The sequence below is a fragment of the Rhizobium sp. C104 genome (assembly GCF_022354505.1).
Classification (GTDB): domain Bacteria; phylum Pseudomonadota; class Alphaproteobacteria; order Rhizobiales; family Rhizobiaceae; genus Rhizobium; species Rhizobium redzepovicii.
Genome location: NZ_CP092348.1, coordinates 4,436,979 through 4,453,630, shown reverse-complemented (window position 1 = coordinate 4,453,630; position 16,652 = coordinate 4,436,979). Strand labels below are relative to the sequence as shown.

General features: G+C 61.9%; 13 protein-coding genes, 1 other RNA gene and 2 pseudogenes. 10 read left to right on the top strand and 6 right to left on the bottom strand.

The genetic code is table 11. From position 1 onward, the window contains the following. Positions 1-121 precede the first annotated feature (121 nt). Entirely contained in the window at positions 122-499 is a 378-nt protein-coding gene (locus tag MF410_RS22950) for a DoxX family protein (RefSeq protein WP_097629226.1), read from the top strand. Between the two features lie 6 nt (positions 500-505). On the opposite strand, the pseudogene MF410_RS22945 reads toward MF410_RS22950, so the two are convergent. The 3 genes and pseudogenes from MF410_RS22945 to MF410_RS22935 form a co-directional block, all read right to left on the bottom strand. Beyond that, positions 506-2,621: pseudogene (locus tag MF410_RS22945) on the bottom strand (mechanosensitive ion channel family protein). A 161-nt stretch (positions 2,622-2,782) separates the two neighbouring features. Continuing rightward, entirely contained in the window at positions 2,783-3,814 is a 1,032-nt protein-coding gene (gnd, locus tag MF410_RS22940; protein WP_097629224.1) for a phosphogluconate dehydrogenase (NAD(+)-dependent, decarboxylating), read from the bottom strand. 137 nt (positions 3,815-3,951) lie between these two features. Continuing rightward, positions 3,952-4,434: an SRPBCC domain-containing protein gene (locus MF410_RS22935; protein WP_097629223.1), complete on the bottom strand. Its 483-nt coding sequence runs from the start codon at positions 4,432-4,434 to the stop codon at positions 3,952-3,954. A 70-nt stretch (positions 4,435-4,504) separates the two neighbouring features. Here MF410_RS22935 and MF410_RS22930 point away from each other — a divergent pair, with 70 nt between their 5' ends. From MF410_RS22930 to MF410_RS22920, 3 genes are all read left to right on the top strand, one after another. After that, entirely contained in the window at positions 4,505-4,840 is a 336-nt protein-coding gene (locus MF410_RS22930; protein ID WP_097629222.1) for a metalloregulator ArsR/SmtB family transcription factor, read from the top strand. Between the two features lie 102 nt (positions 4,841-4,942). Continuing rightward, positions 4,943-5,938, top strand: coding sequence for an NAD(P)-dependent oxidoreductase (locus tag MF410_RS22925; RefSeq protein ID WP_097629221.1), 996 nt, complete (start codon positions 4,943-4,945; stop codon positions 5,936-5,938). Between the two features lie 294 nt (positions 5,939-6,232). Next, the gene (locus tag MF410_RS22920; RefSeq protein WP_097629220.1) at positions 6,233-7,720 is read left to right on the top strand and encodes an esterase-like activity of phytase family protein; all 1,488 of its coding nucleotides are present in this window, start codon (positions 6,233-6,235) and stop codon (positions 7,718-7,720) included. A 130-nt stretch (positions 7,721-7,850) separates the two neighbouring features. Here MF410_RS22920 and ssrS read toward each other — a convergent pair. The 3 genes from ssrS to MF410_RS22905 form a co-directional block, all read right to left on the bottom strand. Next, positions 7,851-8,009, bottom strand: a non-coding RNA gene (gene ssrS / locus MF410_RS22915) — 6S RNA. 70 nt (positions 8,010-8,079) lie between these two features. After that, positions 8,080-8,457 (bottom strand): cell division protein ZapA, encoded by a 378-nt coding sequence (locus MF410_RS22910; RefSeq protein WP_003590299.1) that lies wholly within the window; start codon positions 8,455-8,457, stop codon positions 8,080-8,082. 128 nt (positions 8,458-8,585) lie between these two features. Continuing rightward, positions 8,586-8,861: a DUF4164 domain-containing protein gene (locus MF410_RS22905; RefSeq protein WP_037091544.1), complete on the bottom strand. Its 276-nt coding sequence runs from the start codon at positions 8,859-8,861 to the stop codon at positions 8,586-8,588. 334 nt (positions 8,862-9,195) lie between these two features. Here MF410_RS22905 and tkt point away from each other — a divergent pair, with 334 nt between their 5' ends. The 6 genes and pseudogenes from tkt (at position 9,196) to MF410_RS22875 (ending at position 16,601) form a co-directional block, all read left to right on the top strand. Beyond that, positions 9,196-11,169 carry a transketolase gene (gene tkt / locus MF410_RS22900; protein WP_097629219.1) on the top strand — a complete coding sequence of 658 codons (1,974 nt, stop codon included), beginning with the start codon at positions 9,196-9,198 and terminating at the stop codon, positions 11,167-11,169. A gap of 81 nt (positions 11,170-11,250) precedes the next feature. Next, positions 11,251-12,261 (top strand): type I glyceraldehyde-3-phosphate dehydrogenase, encoded by a 1,011-nt coding sequence (gene gap / locus MF410_RS22895; protein WP_097629294.1) that lies wholly within the window; start codon positions 11,251-11,253, stop codon positions 12,259-12,261. 241 nt (positions 12,262-12,502) lie between these two features. Next, a pseudogene (locus tag MF410_RS22890) lies at positions 12,503-12,818 on the top strand (hypothetical protein). 160 nt (positions 12,819-12,978) lie between these two features. Further along, on the top strand, positions 12,979-13,155 hold the full coding sequence (locus tag MF410_RS22885; RefSeq protein WP_165503903.1) for a hypothetical protein: 177 nt from the start codon (positions 12,979-12,981) through the stop codon (positions 13,153-13,155). Between the two features lie 299 nt (positions 13,156-13,454). Further along, a complete protein-coding gene (locus tag MF410_RS22880; protein WP_097629217.1) occupies positions 13,455-15,329 on the top strand; it encodes a potassium/proton antiporter in 1,875 nt (624 codons plus the stop codon). A gap of 69 nt (positions 15,330-15,398) precedes the next feature. Beyond that, a complete protein-coding gene (locus MF410_RS22875) occupies positions 15,399-16,601 on the top strand; it encodes a phosphoglycerate kinase (protein WP_097629216.1) in 1,203 nt (400 codons plus the stop codon). Positions 16,602-16,652: the final 51 nt, after the last annotated feature.

Sequence of the window (16,652 nt, the reverse complement as noted above, 5' to 3'; positions counted from 1 at the left end):
CTCCATCACTCTCAATTGGGGCGAATTTGCGCAGGTGAGCGTAACGGCGCATTGCATTTTCGTAAGCTTCGGACGAGCTTTACCCGCGACGGCGAATTGAAACACAGGAGAACGGTTCGATATGCAGGATGGTCCGGCTCTGATGATGATCGTCCTCGGCCGCCTGTTGCTGGGCGGCCTCTATGTCGCTGGCGGCATTCATCATTTTTTCGTCATCGTGCCGCTGACCGATGCGATCGAAGCCCGCGGCATCCCTTTTGCGAAATGGGTACTGCTTTCCGGCAGCATGTTCCAGGTCCTGGCCGGCACGCAGCTGATGTTAGGGCTCTTCGTGACCGCAGCGGCATTCGGTCTTATCCTCTTCACCCTTGCCGCCACTATCATGCTGCTGAATTTCTGGGACATGCAGGGAACGGCCCGCGAAAGCGCGATCAATACCTGGAAAACCAACATGGCGATCATCGGCGGTCTGCTGATCGCCGCCGCCGGCCCGATGTGAAGCGGCTTATGCCGCCGGTTCGCCATTCGCCCGCGCATGGGCGGCGTAGCGCGCCACGGCGGCATCCACCTCCGCATCGCGATCACCCGCCACCTGCACTGTCGGCACGGCGAATTCGATGCCGTTTTCCTTGAAGGCGTTGCGGATCATCGCCAGCGCATTGCGGCGGATGACGAATTGCTCGCCGGGCTTCGTCATCATCGACAGCCGGATTTCGATCGCGAATTCGCCGAACTGCTCGACACCCTTCATCTTCAGCGTCTCGATGATATGAGGGCCGAATTCTGGATTTTCGAGCAGCGTCTGGCCGATTTGCTTGATCACCTTCTTCGCCTTGACGAGATCGGTGTCGTATTTGACGTTGAGGCTGATCTTGTCGATCGTCCAGTCGCGGTTGAGGTTCTTCACCGCGCCGAGTTCGCCGAACGGCACCGTCGTCAGCGGCCCGCGATGATGCCTGAGCTTCACCGAGCGCAGGCTGAAAGCCTCGACCACGCCCTTGTGGCTGCCGCTTTCGATATATTCGCCGATACGGAAAGCATCATCCCAGAGATAGAACATGCCGCTGATGACGTCCTTGACTATCGTCTGCGCGCCGAAACCGACCGCCACGCCGACGACACCGGCACCGGCGATCAGTGGCCCGATCTCGATGCCGAGGCCGGAGAGCACCATCAAAACGGCGATGACGGCGATGACGACGGCCAGGATATTGCGGAAGATCGGCAACAGCGTCTGTATCCGTGCGCGTCTGGCCCTCTCCTCATCCGTTGCTCCGCCATCCACGGAAGAATCGAGTAGCTTGCCGTCGATATAGGCTTTGACGACATGCCAGAGCAGATCGGCGGCCAGCAGGATGACGATGCCGCCGATGACACCGCGGGCGATCTTGTCCACCATGGTCTCGCCGGCGGCCATCGTATCGGCGCCGACGCCGAGCATATGCCCGAGCCAGATGGCAGCAACGGCAATGATCAGCGCCCGCACACCCCGGTCGAGAAGCACGGTCGCAATGCGGCGCGTCGCCAGGAAGCTCGCTTCAGTCTGCTGCAGCGATTTCACCGCAATCGTCGAAACGGCAAGCACGCGCGGCAGCAGCAGTACGTAGATGCCGAGCCAGAGCAGCCAGTTGAAGCCTGCGACCCAAAGGCTCCAAAGCAATAGGAAATAAACGGTGAGCGCCCAGGAGGTCCCGTGACCGCGCTTCTCGTCCTTGTGCGGCCGCGACCAGACCGCTTCGATCGCAATCAGCAGCAGGCCGATACCGAGGATGTAGCCGACGAGGAGCCGCGCACTCGGGGAATAGCCAAGCGGCTCCATCGACTGGATCGCCGCCCAGCCAAGCATGAAATAGATGACGAAGATCGCGCAGCGGCGGTACCAGAAGAGTGCAACGACATGCCCTGGCATGGTGGGAGCGGTGATGCCCTGCCTCTCCTCCTCGGTCCGCGCCAGCCCGATGAGATCGACCAGCACACCGCCGAGGCAAATGGTGAAGCGTTGGACGATGAGCGCGACGACGCAGACGATCGCGATACTCTGGCTGAGCGGCGGCCAGCCGAGGCTCAGAAGCGCAAGCACCGTTGACGCCGCGAAGATCAGCGCCGGTATGACCCGCGGCGCCAGATGCATGCCGGCCATCTCGGCCAGTCGACGACGGCGGCGGCGGAAGGCATAACGGGCAAGGCTTTCGACAATCGCGCCGAGCAGGAAGATGGCCAGGAACTGCGCCACCATGCGCGGCCAGCCGTTCGCGGCGATTTCACCTAGCAACAGCGAGGACGCATTGCCGATCTGAAAGGGCAGCGTCATCGCCGCATCTGAGACCATCGCGACGTGCCGGCGGGCATGCTGCAGCAGGCCTGACAGCACCGACATCTGATCCGCAGCCGCCGAACCGCCCGCAGGTGCCGTCGCCATCTGGGTCGACATCCACTGCTTGACTTCGGGCGTCTGCATGAGCTGCATCATCTCACGCACCTGCGCCGGAGGAGCGGCCGCGGCCGGGACTTGCGCCGGCGATGTCTGGGCAAAGCTTGGCGAGATCACCCCGAAGAAGTACGATGAGTGCCAATATTCCCGATATGGCGGCCTTCAAGACCCCTGCCCCGTCACGCTCCATCACCGCCCTCCAATGGAGTGTCGGCCGCTTGGACGAAGCAGCCCCGACATTTCCCGTTCGGCAATGGATACTCGCGACCGCTGCCGCCAGCAAGCGGTAGGAACCCCATACCGATGGCTAGAGCCTTTCCTGGTCTGGAAGGCGCCGAAAGCCTCTGGCCTTCAGGATTTCGGAGCCGGCTTTTCCACGTGGCCGCCAAAGCCCGCCCGCATCGCCGACAGAACCTTATTGGCGAATTCGTCGTTGTCGCGCGAGGAGAAGCGGCCGTAGAGTGCGGCACTCAGCACCGGCGTCGGCACGCTTTCGTCGATTGCCGCCATGATCGTCCAGCGCCCTTCGCCGCTATCGGAGACACGCCCGGCATATTTCGCCAGCGCCGGATCGGCATGCAGTGCATCGGCCGTCAGATCGAGCAGCCAGGAGGTGATGACGCTGCCGCGGCGCCAGACTTCGGCGACGTCCTGCAGATTGAAGTCGTATTGAAAATGTTCAGGATGGGCGAGCGGCGCGGTTTCCGCGTCAGCCTCATGCGAGGCTGCTCCGATATTGGCATGTTTCAGGATGTTGATGCCCTCGGCATAGGCGGCCATGAGACCGTATTCGATGCCGTTGTGCACCATCTTGACGAAATGGCCGGCGCCATGCGGGCCGCAATGCAGGTAGCCCTGTTCGGCGGTGCTCGCCGCAGCCGCTTCGGCGGTGCGGTTCGGCGAGGCTTCCGTTGTGCCGGCGCCGGGCGCCAGTGTTGCGAAAATCGGCGAAAGGTGCTGAACGGTGCCCTTCTCGCCGCCGATCATCAGGCAGTAGCCGCGCTCCAGGCCGAACACGCCGCCACTGGTGCCGACATCGACATAGTGGATGCCCTTGGTGATAAGGTCGGCGCCGCGGCGGATATCGTCGTGGTAATAGGAATTGCCGCCGTCGATGACGATGTCGCCATTCTCAAGCAGCGGCACCAGGTTCGCGAGCACCTTGTCGACGATCGCCGCCGGCAGCATCAGCCAGATCGCCCGCGGATGCGAGAGCTTCGAGACGAACTCTTCGAGCGAAGCACTGCCGGTCGCACCGAGGCCTGCGAGTTCGGCAACGCTTTCCGGCCTGGCGTCGTAGACGACGCATTCGTGACCGCCCCGCATCAGGCGCTGGACCATGTAATTGCCCATGCGGCCCAAACCAACCATGCCAAGCTGCATAATGAAATCTCCTGGAAATCGAGATGAAGTGTCGATTCCGGAAACTAGCACCCGCAGTGTGACAGGCAAGCGAACTCTCGCTACTCTTGGCGAATGCGACGATTACGCCGCCGATCTCCTTGAAGCCGACTTGCCGGTCAGGCGTCCGGCGCGCTGGCCGGCTCTCCCTTCATTTCGCTGAGGAACATGCCCTCGCGCAGATTGATGCCGTATTCGACGAAAGCCTTCATGCAGCAGAGCATCTGCGTCCAGCCTTCACAGTTGAGATAGGTGCCGCGCCGGCCGGCATCGTCCTCACGCCAGCCGCTCTCGGCGATGGTCACCAGCGTGCCGCCATCTTCGAGCGGCTTGAAGTTCATCTCCACCGACGTCTTATAGGTCTTCTTGTCGTCGCCCGTGCCGCCATCCCAGCTGAGCACGATGCGACTTTCCGGCACGAGTTCGACCACCTCCACCTGGGCGTCCTTCCACCAGGTCACAGTGGTGCCCTTGACCAGCGGCGCGCTCGCCCCGCCGATCGTGGTGAAATAGCTGCTGAGCTTCTTCGGGTTGACGACAGCGTCGAATACCTCTGCGACGGGTCGGCCGATACGGCCTGAAACGCGGATTCCGAGAGACATGGTCCTTCTCCTCTTCTCCATTGTGTGAGTTTCCATTGTACTCGGCGCCATTATGTTATAAAAATATAACATGTCAAGCGAATCGACCGACGACCCCGTTTTCAAGGCGCTGGCGCATCATCGCCGGCGCGAAATTCTCGACCTGCTCAAGGATGCCCCCCGCACGACGGGGGCGCTTTGCGAAATGTTTCCGCAGATGGACCGCTGCACCGTGATGCAGCATCTGAAAGTGCTGGAAGAGGCCGATCTGGTCATCGCCAGGAAGGAGGGCCGCGAACGCTGGAACCACCTGAACAGCCTGCCGATCAAGCACATCCATGACCGCTGGATCAGCGCCTATGCCGGACACGCTCTATCGATCCTCGACCGGTTGAAAAACGATCTCGAAGGCCAGCCGGAACAATGATCCGGCCTGCAGCTTTCCTGCACCCCCATGCATAATTTATGCGTTGCCTGGCAATCCCGGCCTTTATAGCCTCCGGCGCCGAAACACTGAAGAGGCGGTGCGATGACGATACTGGTGACGGGAAGCGCTGGCCATCTCGGCGAGGCGCTGATGCGTAGCCTGAGAGGTGAAGGCCGGCCGGCGCGCGGCATCGATGTCAAGCCGTCGGCTTTCACCGACATGGTCGGCTCGATCGGCGATCGTGCTTTTGTCAGACAGGCGATGTCGGACATTCGCCACGTCGTCCATGCCGCGACCCTGCACAAGCCGCATGTGGCGACCCATGGAAATTGCGATTTCCTAGACACCAATGTCGGCGGCACGCTGAACCTGCTCGAAGAGGCGATCGCCGCGGACGTTGCAAGCTTCGTCTTCACCAGCACCACCAGCACCTTCGGTGCGGCATTGACGCCGGCCGCGGGCCAGCCGGCCGCATGGATCACCGAGGAGGTACTGCCGGTTGCCAAAAACATCTACGGCGTGACGAAACTCGCTGCCGAAGGCCTGTGCGAACTCTTCGCCCGCAAATCCCGCCTGCCGGTCGTCATTCTCAGGACCTCGCGTTTCTTCCCCGAACGCGACGATGATCCTGATATTCGCGGCGGCTATTCGGCAGAGAATGCACAAGCCAACGAGCTTCTTCACCGCCGCGTCGACATCGCCGATGTGGCCGGCGCCCATCTGCTGGCGCTCGATAAGGCACCGGCAGTCGGCTTCGGCCGCTACATCATCTCGGCCACGACGCCATTTTCGTCGGACGATCTCGCCGAGATCAGGCGCGACGCGCCTGCCGCCGTCGAGCGGTTGTTTCCAGGTGCGGGTACGCTCTATGCCGAGCGCGGCTGGAAGATGTTCCCGAGCCTCGGTCGCGTCTATGTCAACGCCCGCGCGAGGCGGAAACTCGGCTGGCAGCCGCGCTATGATTTTCGTTTCGTGCTCGATTGCCTCAGCGACAAAAGGGAATGGCGCAGCCCGCTGGCGCTCGATGTCGGCTCGAGGGGCTACCACGACGAGGTCTTCACCGAAGGACCTTACCCGGTCGATCAGGCAACGGCCTGAATTGCAGGCTCTCCCGCATAATTCCTTCAATCGGAACCGATTTAAAGATAAAATCATGCAGCACTTCAAAAGTGCTACAACGTCCTTAGCGCGTCCTTTCAGACGCGCGGCGCTGTAGGAGCGTCATCCAGATATCACGATCCCATCCTAGACCGTTAGCCGGGGATATGGGGGACGAGATCCAGGACGTGTTCTCTCTGCGGATCGATCCCAAGGCCGAGGGTGTCATTTGAAGCGGTGTCCAGCCTGCGGGCGGAAGCCGCTGCAGGAACGCTTTGACCGAGAGGGTATTTCATGAACAACGTCAAATCATACGCATCGCGGCTGTTTGCTGCGGTTCTCGCGGCATCCGCCGCCATTCCGGCCGCAACAAGCGCGGAGAATTCCGCCACCGTCGGCAGCCTTACCTTCGTCAACAAGGGCCTGGTCGGCATCGGCCGCATCCCGGCCAATCAGCGCGACAAATTCGGCGAAACCTTCGGCTCCGGCTCCGGCATGGCGATCGATTCCGCCGCCTGGAGCCGCGATGGCGCCGGTTACAAGGGCACGCTCTACCTGTTGCCCGACCGCGGTTACAACGCCGTCGGCACCGTCGACTATCGGCCGCGCCTGAACACCATTGCGATCGGCCTGACACCGACCGCTCCGGGTGCGGCGCCAGAGAACGGCAAGGAGCAATCCGGGGTCGATGCGAAACTTGTCGATTCCACCCTGTTTGTCGATGACAAGGGCGGCGACATGACCGGCCTCGACCCGGAATCCGGCGTCCGCGCCGCCGCCGGCGACTTTCCGCCGCTGCCGCAGGCTGTAAACGGCAAGATCGCGCTCGACAATGAAGCCATCATCCACATGACCGACGGAAGCATGTTCGTCAGCGACGAATACGGCCCCTATATCTATCGCTTCGCAGCCGACGGTCACCTGCTCTCGGCTACCCAGCCGCCGAAGGCGCTGTTGCCGATGCGCAAGGGCGCGCTGAGCTTCGCCTCCAACAATCCCGGCCCCGGCGTATCCGCTCCGGATCCGAAGGACCCGGAGACCGGCCGCCAGAACAACCAGGGCCTTGAAGGCATGGCGATGACGCCGGACGGCAAGTTCATCATAGCAGTGCTGCAGTCGGCAGCCCGCCAGGATGGCGGCGATTCCGGCTCGACCCGCCAGAATACCCGCGCCATGATCTATGACGCCGCCGATCCCGATCACCTGAAGCTGGTGCACGAATATGTCGTGCCGCTGCCGGTCTTCAAAGATGCCAAGGACAAGACGGTGATCGCGGCAGAAAGCGAAATCGTCGCCCTTTCCGACAAGACCTTCCTGATGCTTGCCCGCGACAGCGGCAACGGTCAGGGCCTGAAGGGCGACACCTCGCTCTACCGCAAGATCAACATCGTCGATCTCTCCACTGCGACCGATATCGCCGGCAGCAATTTCGATGCCGGCAAGCCGATCGCGCCGAAGGGCGTCGTCGATCCTTCGCTGACGCCGGCGACGCTGACGCCTTTCATCGACATCAACGACAAGGCCGAGCTTACCCGCTTCGGCCTGCACAATGGCGCACCGAACGACAAGAACAACCTGTCGGAAAAATGGGAAGCCATGGGTCTTGCGAGCGTTCTCGATCCGAACCTGCCGGACGACTATTTCCTGCTTGTCGCCAACGACAACGACTTCCTGACGCAGGATGGTTTCCAGGTGGGCGCAGCCTACAAGGCGGAGGGCGGCGCCGACGTCGACACCATGTTCCAGGTCTTCCAGGTCACCCTTCCCGGCTTGAGGAAGTAGCCGTACTCGACGAAGGGCGGACAGCCATTCAAAGTGCTACAGCGTCCTTTGCGCGTCTGAGAAAGACGCGCGGCGCTGTAGCCGCCTTCGCCCGCTTGGTCCGGCGTCTTCGCTGAAGATGGAAGGGAAAGTGCGATCCACGGCAACCGATGGATGTTTACGATCCTGGGTGCCTACAAACGTAGGTGGGCGCCGTGTGTCCAGGCCCACGGGCCTGGCCAGGGACAGCTCCCTTTGGATCGAGTATGGCCCCAGGGATTGTGGTTCCTGTCGAGAGGCGCAGACCGCATCGCGATATATAAGGTCGTTTGCGCCGACGCGCCAGTGGCGGCTGCAAGTCGTCCTTATTTAATTGAAGATCAATTGAGTTCGGGGGCTGGCCGGCCGTTCAGCTTGTCGGTGATGCCGCGAATGCGGGATGAAACCTCGCTGAGCGCCGCCGCGAGGTTCTCCTCGGTGCGGGCGGTAGCGGCAAGCACCGTGTCGCGGTTGCCGCGCAAGGATTCGAGTTCGGATTCCAGCCCTGTGACGCGGCGCGTCAGCTCGGCAATCTCGTCCATGATCATGATACCGGCCATGACCGTAATCCTGAGATCGCCGATTTCCCCGAACTGCCCCTTGAGATGGCCGACATAGCGGTCGAAACGGGTGGCGAGATCGGTCAGGTGATCCTCCTGCCCTTCCTCGCAGGCCATGCGATAGGCTTTGCCGTCGATCGTTACCGTCACCTGCGCCATGCCAAACTCTTTCTATAAGAGCATGATGCCGAAAAGTGTGAGCGGCTTTCGGACGACGTCATGCTCTAACTCTTTCAATGAGAACAGGATCTAGATTTTGGGCCAACCTGGCCTGAAACCATCCTGTTCTAGCGATCCAGAACCGCCCGGATCGTTTCCATGGCCGTCACCAGCCGCCGCGATACCTCGCGGTTGACTTCCTCAAGCCGGTTGGCGCGGAATTCGGCCTGATCAAGCTCCTGCGCCAACCGGGAGCGATCGGCGTGCACGCGCCGCACCTCGCCCTCGATCTCGCCCTGCTCGCGCTCCCGCTCGACGCGCACGTCGACGGCGTTTTCGAGACTCGAAATCGCCTGTCTCAATTCGTTGAGCGCTGCTTCCATGGTTTTGCCTGTGGGCATCATGCCTTCCCGATTCCCGCGCAGGATACGCGAATCGGCACGCCGCGCCGGTCCTGCGATTTCAAAAAGGATATGCAGCTCGCCGACGGCCCGTCAATAAATCCTGTCACTTGCCCACCGGCCTATCTTGTGGATGAGCGTTTTAGAGATCCTCGCCGAGCAAGATTTGTCTTTTGTACAATCGCGCGATCAAATGTCAAAAATCGCGGCGACCCACCCGGATTTGGTGTCCCATTTGTTGACTTGCTAGCGCCAACTGCTATGTGTCTGCCGCTTTCACTCGATGGTCTTGGAGGCTCTAGGCCATCCCCCGACACCCGGAACTTGCGGAAAAGCCATGACCTCTCCCGAACAACATGACCGGATGGCGAATGCGATCCGTTTCCTCGCCATGGACGCCGTCGAAAAGGCAAACTCCGGCCATCCGGGCATGCCGATGGGCATGGCCGATGTGGCGACGGTCCTGTTCACCAAATATCTGAAGTTCGATCCGAAGAAGCCGCATTGGCCGAACCGCGATCGCTTCGTGCTCTCGGCCGGCCACGGCTCGATGCTGCTCTATTCGCTGCTGTATCTGACTGGCTATCCCGACATGACGATCGAGGATCTGAAGCAGTTCCGCCAGCTCGGCTCGAAGACCGCCGGCCATCCGGAATATGGTCACGCCACCGGCATCGAAACGACGACCGGCCCGCTCGGCCAGGGCATTGCCAATTCCGTCGGCATGGCGATTGCCGAACGCAAGCTTCGCGAGGAGTTCGGCTCCGATCTTCAGGATCACTATACCTATGCGATCTGCGGCGACGGCTGCCTGATGGAGGGCATCAGCCACGAAGCCATCGCGCTCGCCGGCCACCTGAAGCTCAACAAGCTCGTTCTGTTCTGGGACAACAACTCGATCACCATCGACGGCGCCGTGTCTCTGTCGGATTCCACCGATCAGATCGCCCGTTTCAAGGCCGTTCACTGGAACACGATCGAGATCGACGGTCACGATCAGGCCGCCATCGCCGCCGCGATCGAAGCCGCCCACAAGTCCGACCGACCGACCTTCATCGCCTGCAAGACGATCATCGGCTTCGGCGCGCCCAACAAGCAGGGCACCCATAAGGTCCACGGCAACCCGCTCGGCGCCGAGGAAATCGCCGCAACCCGCAAGGCGCTGAACTGGGAATCCGAAGCTTTCGTCATCCCGTCGGACGTCCTGGACAGCTGGCGTGCAGCCGGCGCCCGCTCCGTCGATCTCGTCAACGCCTGGGAACAGGGTCTGGCCAAGGCTCCGGCCAAGGCCGAGTTCACCCGTCGTATGGCAGGCGAACTGCCGGAAGGCTTCGATGCCGCGATCAGCACCTACAAGAAGAAGCTCGCCGAGACCAAGCCGACGGTTGCCACCCGCAAGGCTTCGGAAGACGCCCTCGAGGTCATCAACGGCTTCCTGCCGGAAACGCTCGGCGGCTCGGCCGACCTGACGCCGTCGAACAACACCAAGACCAGCCAGATGCATTCGATCACGCCGACGGATTTCGCCGGCCGTTACATGCATTGGGGCATCCGCGAGCACGGCATGGCTTCTGCCATGAACGGCATTGCGCTGCATGGCGGCCTCATTCCCTATAGCGGCGGCTTCCTGATCTTCTCGGATTATTGCCGCCCGCCGATCCGCCTCGCTGCGCTGATGGGCATCCGCGTCATTCACGTCCTGACGCATGACTCGATCGGCGTCGGCGAAGACGGTCCAACGCACCAGCCAGTCGAACAGCTCGCTGGTCTGCGCGCCATCCCGAACCTGATGGTCTTCCGTCCGGCCGACGCCACGGAAACGGCGGAATGCTGGCAGATCGCCGTCAAGACGCACAATCGTCCTTCGGGCCTTGCGCTGACACGCCAGAACCTTAGCCCGGTCCGCACCGAATACAGCGAAAAGAACCTCTGCGAACAGGGCGCTTATACGCTGGCCGGCAATGCCGACGCCAAGGTGACGATCTTCGCCTCCGGCTCGGAAGTCGAAATCGCCGTTGCCGCCCGCGCAGCCCTTGAAGCCAAGGGTGTCACGGTGCGCGTCGTATCGGTTCCCTGCACGGAACTGTTCTTCGAGCAGCCGGACGCCTACCGCAAGGAAATCCTTGGCAACTCGCCGATCAAGATCGCCGTCGAAGCCGCCGTCCGCGAAGGCTGGGATGCTTTCATCGGACCGGAAGGCACTTTCGTCGGCATGAAGGGCTTCGGCGCTTCCGGCCCGGTAAAGGACGTTTACAAGCATTTCGGCATCACTGCCGACGCCGTCGTTGCGGCCGCGGAAGCAAAGCTTTAATGAGGGCGCCTTGAGGCGCTCTCCATCTCCTCAATTCCAGGCCCTTTCTATCGGGCTCTATTCTATCGGGAGTGAATGAACATGACAGTCAAGGTTGCCATCAACGGTTTCGGCCGCATCGGCCGCAACGTTCTCCGCGCTATCGTCGAATCCGGCCGCACCGACATCGAAGTCGTCGCCATCAACGATCTCGGTCCGGTCGAGACCAACGCCCATCTGCTGCGCTACGACTCGATCCACGGCCGTTTCCCTGCAACCGTAAAGGTCGAGGGTGACACGATCATCGTCGGCAACGGCAAGCCGATCAAGGTCACCGCGATCAAGGATCCGGCAACGCTTCCGCACCGCGAACTCGGCGTCGACATCGCGATGGAATGCACCGGCATCTTCACGGCGCGCGACAAGGCCGCCGCTCACCTGACGGCCGGCGCCAAGCGCGTCATCGTTTCGGCGCCTGCAGACGGTGCCGACCTGACAGTCGTCTTCGGCGTCAACCATGACCAGCTCACCAAGGAGCACATGGTCATCTCCAACGCCTCCTGCACCACCAACTGCCTGGTGCCGGTCGTGAAGGTGCTCGATGACGCCGTCGGCATCGACCATGGCTTCATGACGACCATTCACTCCTACACCGGCGACCAGCCGACGCTCGACACGATGCACAAGGACCTGTATCGCGCCCGCGCCGCCGCCCTCTCGATGATCCCGACCTCGACCGGCGCTGCCAAGGCCGTCGGCCTCGTTCTGCCGCATCTGAAGGGCAAGCTCGACGGCACCTCGATCCGCGTTCCGACCCCGAACGTTTCGGTCGTCGACTTCAAGTTCGTCGCCAAGAAGGCGACCAGCGTCGGCGAAATCAACGAAGCCATCCAGGCGGCTGCAAACGGCAAGCTGAAGGGCATCCTCGGCTACACCGACGAACCGCTCGTCTCGCGCGACTTCAACCACGACAACCACTCCTCGATCTTCGCAAGCGATCAGACCAAGGTCATGGAAGGCAACTTCGTGCGCGTCCTGTCCTGGTACGACAACGAGTGGGGCTTCTCCAGCCGCATGTCCGACACGGCCGTTGCTTTCGCCAAGCTCATCTGAGCGCTGTTAAAGCATCGACAGACAAGCGGCCCGGGAAACCGGGCCGTTTTTTGTTGCCATGTCGCAAACGAAACCAGTCTACCCCGGACTGGTATCTTTTCGCTCATGGCCGGGACGAGATCTGTTAGAATACTCACCTGGACATTCCACAATGCCCAGTTCCTCGCGCCGCATCGGCCACCGGCCAGGCGCGGAACGCCAATACCGTGCGGCAGCGCTGTCGCCAATATGAGAGAGATGGATGGATTATTTTACCGTAGAAATCGCCGGCCGCGCCGTTGCCAGCTTTCGCTCCGAAAATAGCGAGGATGCGACGCATTTCTTCGAGGCGGAAGACTTTCGCGACGACCTGACCATCCTGGAGTTCCGAGGGTAAACCCCTGTGGGACCGCAAGGCCGCGCTGAGCCTGCGCAAGGCGACCGCCGAAGAGGCAAGCGAAGTTGAGCATGCCTATGAATTCGACGACGACCCCGAAAGAACAATCGAGGACGAGTTCGTCGTTTTCCTTGTGCCGGTCGCGGATCTGACCGACGAGGGCGAGGACACTGAAGACTGACTCCGGCTTCGAAAGCCACATCGAAGCGACGGCTTCGGTGTGGCGTTGCCGTCGCAGGCAAGGCTGGATGACGGGTTGGCAATCCGCTGACCAAGCGTGATAGATTGAGGATATGCACTGGCGCTGCACAATGCTGAAATGATCCAAGTGGAGGCGATACATGGCAGAGGCACAAAAACGCTCGTCCCACACTACCCTCAAGCGGCGGCAGCGGTTTCACCCCAAGCGGGACGTCAGACCTGCCGTGCTGGCAAAGGCCAACCGTCTGGTCATCTGGGTTGCAGCGTTCATCGGCCTCACATTTCTCGCCATCATCATCCTTCAGGCAGTGTTGTGATCGCAGGGCAGCGGCCGACCGGCAGGAAAAATCCGTGCCTGTCTTTTTTGCCCTGCTCTCGCCTGATTTTCTTATACATTCTTTGTAGAGAATTTCTCCCGTGGCATTCCGTGGCGGTCGGCCGTCCGGCAGCCGTTCAGCAGCATGATGCAGCATCGCGACGAGGTTAAGCCGCAAGGCCTACCCTTCTCTGGCGTTTTGCCGTTTACTAATGGGCCGCCGCGCGTGAGGAGGGGTTGGATGAAGACGGATCGGCCGGGTGGCCGTATTCGTGAAGCAGTCGATGGAAAGGGGTGGGCATGGAAGCGTTCTATATCGTGGTGCTGGTCTCGACGGCGCTCGTGCTTCTTGCCGCTTTTTCAAGCCTGCTCGCCTTCCGGTTCGGCGCCCCGCTGCTGCTGCTTTTCCTGATGATCGGGCTTGCCGCCGGCGTCGACGGCCTCGGCATCGAGTTCAGCAACAATTACCTCGCCTATATTCTCGGCTCCATCGCGCTCGCCGTCATCCTGTTTGATTCCGGCTTCGGCACGCCGATGCATGCCTTCCGGCTCGCGGCCGTGCCCTCGCTGGCGCTCGCCTCGGTCGGCGTGCTGATTACCGCCTCGCTCTTTGCCTTCGCCGCCATGTGGCTCTTGAACTTCACCTGGCTGGAAGGTCTGCTGCTCGGCTCGATCGTCGCCTCGACGGACGCCGCCGCCGTCTTCTTCCTGCTGCGCATCGGCGGCATCAACATCCGCGACAAGGTGCGCTCGACTCTGGAAGTCGAATCCGGCACCAACGACCCGATGGCGATTTTCCTGACCATCGCCCTTGTCGAGGTGCTGGCAAGCGGCGAGCGCTACGCCGGCATCAATATCGGCATGCTCGCCATGTTCGTCCAGCAGATGGGCCTCGGCGTCATTCTCGGCCTGCTCGGCGGCATGATGATCGTGCTGATCGTCAGCAAGCTCGACACCGATCGCGGTCTGACGCCGATCTTCGTGCTCGCGCTCGCTCTTCTCGTCTTCTCCTTCACCGGCGCCGTCGGCGGCAGCGGCTTCCTCGCCGTCTATGTCGCCGGCATTTACGCCGGAAACCGCAAGATGCAGGCGATCGGCACCATCAAGCGCTTCCAGGACGGCATGACCTGGCTGGCGCAGATCATCATGTTCCTGGTGCTCGGCCTGCTCGCCACGCCGTCGCAATTCCCGGTGATCATCGTGCCGGCCATTCTGCTTGCCCTCTTCCTGATCTTCGTCGCCCGGCCGCTGGCGATCTGGCTGTCGCTGCTCCCCTTCGATTACACGCAGCAGGAAATCGGCTTCGTTGCCTGGGTCGGCCTGCGCGGCGCCGTCTCCATTCTGCTTGCCATCATGCCGATCCTCGGCGGATTGGAAAACGGCCAGATCTATTTCAACACGGCCTTCATCATCGTGCTGGTCTCACTGCTCGTCCAGGGCTGGACGATCAAACCCGTCGCCAAGAAGCTCGGCCTGATCATTCCGCCCCGCATCGGCGCGGTCGACAAGGTCGAGGTCGACTTGCCGGGTGCTGCCAATCACGAACTGCTCTCCTACCGCGTCATCAAGGATAGTCCGGTGCTGCGCGGTGAGCGCATTCCGCGCTGGGCCACACCTTCGCTCGTCATCCGCGACGGAAAATCGATGCGCTATCAATATGCCGGGCGGCTGCGCGAGAACGATCTCGTCTATCTCTTCATCGTGCCGAGCTACTCCCGCCTTCTCGACCGGCTCTTCGCCAGCCGTGCGCCTGTCGATGAAGACGATGCCGAATTCTTCGGCGCCTTCGCGCTCTCGCCCGCCCGCCCCGCCGCCGATCTCGATGCCGCCTACGGTCCCGGCCTGCTAAACGAATCCGAAAAAGGCCTGACCATCGCCGAATTGATGCGGCAGCGCCTCGGCGGCAAGGCCGATTATGCCGACCGCGTCCGTCTCGGCTCGATCATCCTGATCGTCCGCGATCTCGATGAGCACGACCATGTCGCCTCCGTCGGCATGTCACTCGAAGCCGTCGAACCGGCCATCACGCTGCCGATCTTCATTAATCTCAAGGACATTATCGAGCGGATCCGCGACCGGTTGAAGGGGCGCCGGAGGCGAGAAGCGGCGGCCTCCGAAGCCGCTCCGAAAACAGCGGTCGGACGCGACGAAGGCACACACGAAAACGGTCGTTGAACGCCTTGCGTCTCGAATGATCCTTGCTATGGTCGGCGCAATTTCCGCCAACCAAGACTGGATCTCCCCATGCCTTTCTTCAAGACCCTCGACGATCTTTCCGACATCCGCGGCAAGCGCGTTCTCGTCCGCGTCGATCTCAACGTCCCGGTCAAGGACGGCAAGGTCACCGATACGACGCGCATCGAGCGTGTGGCGCCGACGATCCTCGAACTGTCCGAGAAGGGCGCCAAGGTAATCCTGCTGGCCCATTTCGGCCGGCCGAAGGACGGCCCGTCGCCTGAACTGTCGCTGTCGCTGATCGCCCCTTCCGTCGAGGAAGTACTGGATCATGCCGTGTCGACGGCCTCCGACTGCATCGGCGAGGCCGCCGCCTCCGCCGTCGCCGCGATGAATGACGGCGATATCCTGCTGCTGGAAAACACCCGTTTCCACAAGGGCGAGGAAAAGAACGATCCCGACTTCACCAAGGCGCTCGCCGCCAACGGCGACATCTATGTCAACGACGCCTTCTCCGCCGCCCACCGCGCCCATGCCTCCACCGAGGGGCTTGCACACCATCTGCCGGCCTATGCCGGCCGCACCATGCAGGCCGAGCTGGAGGCGCTGGAAAAGGGCCTGGGTGATCCCGCCCGCCCGGTGGTCGCAATTGTCGGCGGCGCCAAGGTCTCGACCAAGATCGACCTGCTGATGAACCTAGTGAAAAAGGTCGATGCGCTGGTCATCGGCGGCGGCATGGCCAATACCTTCATCGCGGCCCGGGGCACCAATGTCGGCAAATCGCTCTGCGAGCATGATCTCGCCGAAACCGCCAGGCAGATCATGATCGAGGCGGCGACATCAGGCTGCGCCATCATCCTGCCGGAAGACGGCGTGATTGCCCGCGAGTTCAAGGCGGGTGCCGCCAACGAGACGGTCGATATCGACGCCATTCCCGCCGATGCCATGGTACTCGATGTCGGCCCGAAATCCGTCCAAGCCATCAGCGCCTGGATCGAGCGCGCTTCGACCCTTGTCTGGAACGGCCCGCTCGGCGCCTTCGAGATCGAGCCCTTCGACGCCGCAACCGTCGGCGCCGCGAAATACGCAGCCGAGCGCACCGCGGCTGGCAAGCTCACCTCCGTTGCCGGCGGCGGCGACACGGTTTCTGCGCTGAACCACGCCGGCGTTGCCGACGATTTCACCTATGTCTCCACAGCCGGCGGCGCTTTCCTCGAATGGATGGAAGGCAAAGAGCTTCCCGGCGTCGCCGTCCTCAACGCCGCTCGGTAACCTGCCCCACGCATCGGCCCGACAATCGGGCCGATGCGTCCGTTTAAAATG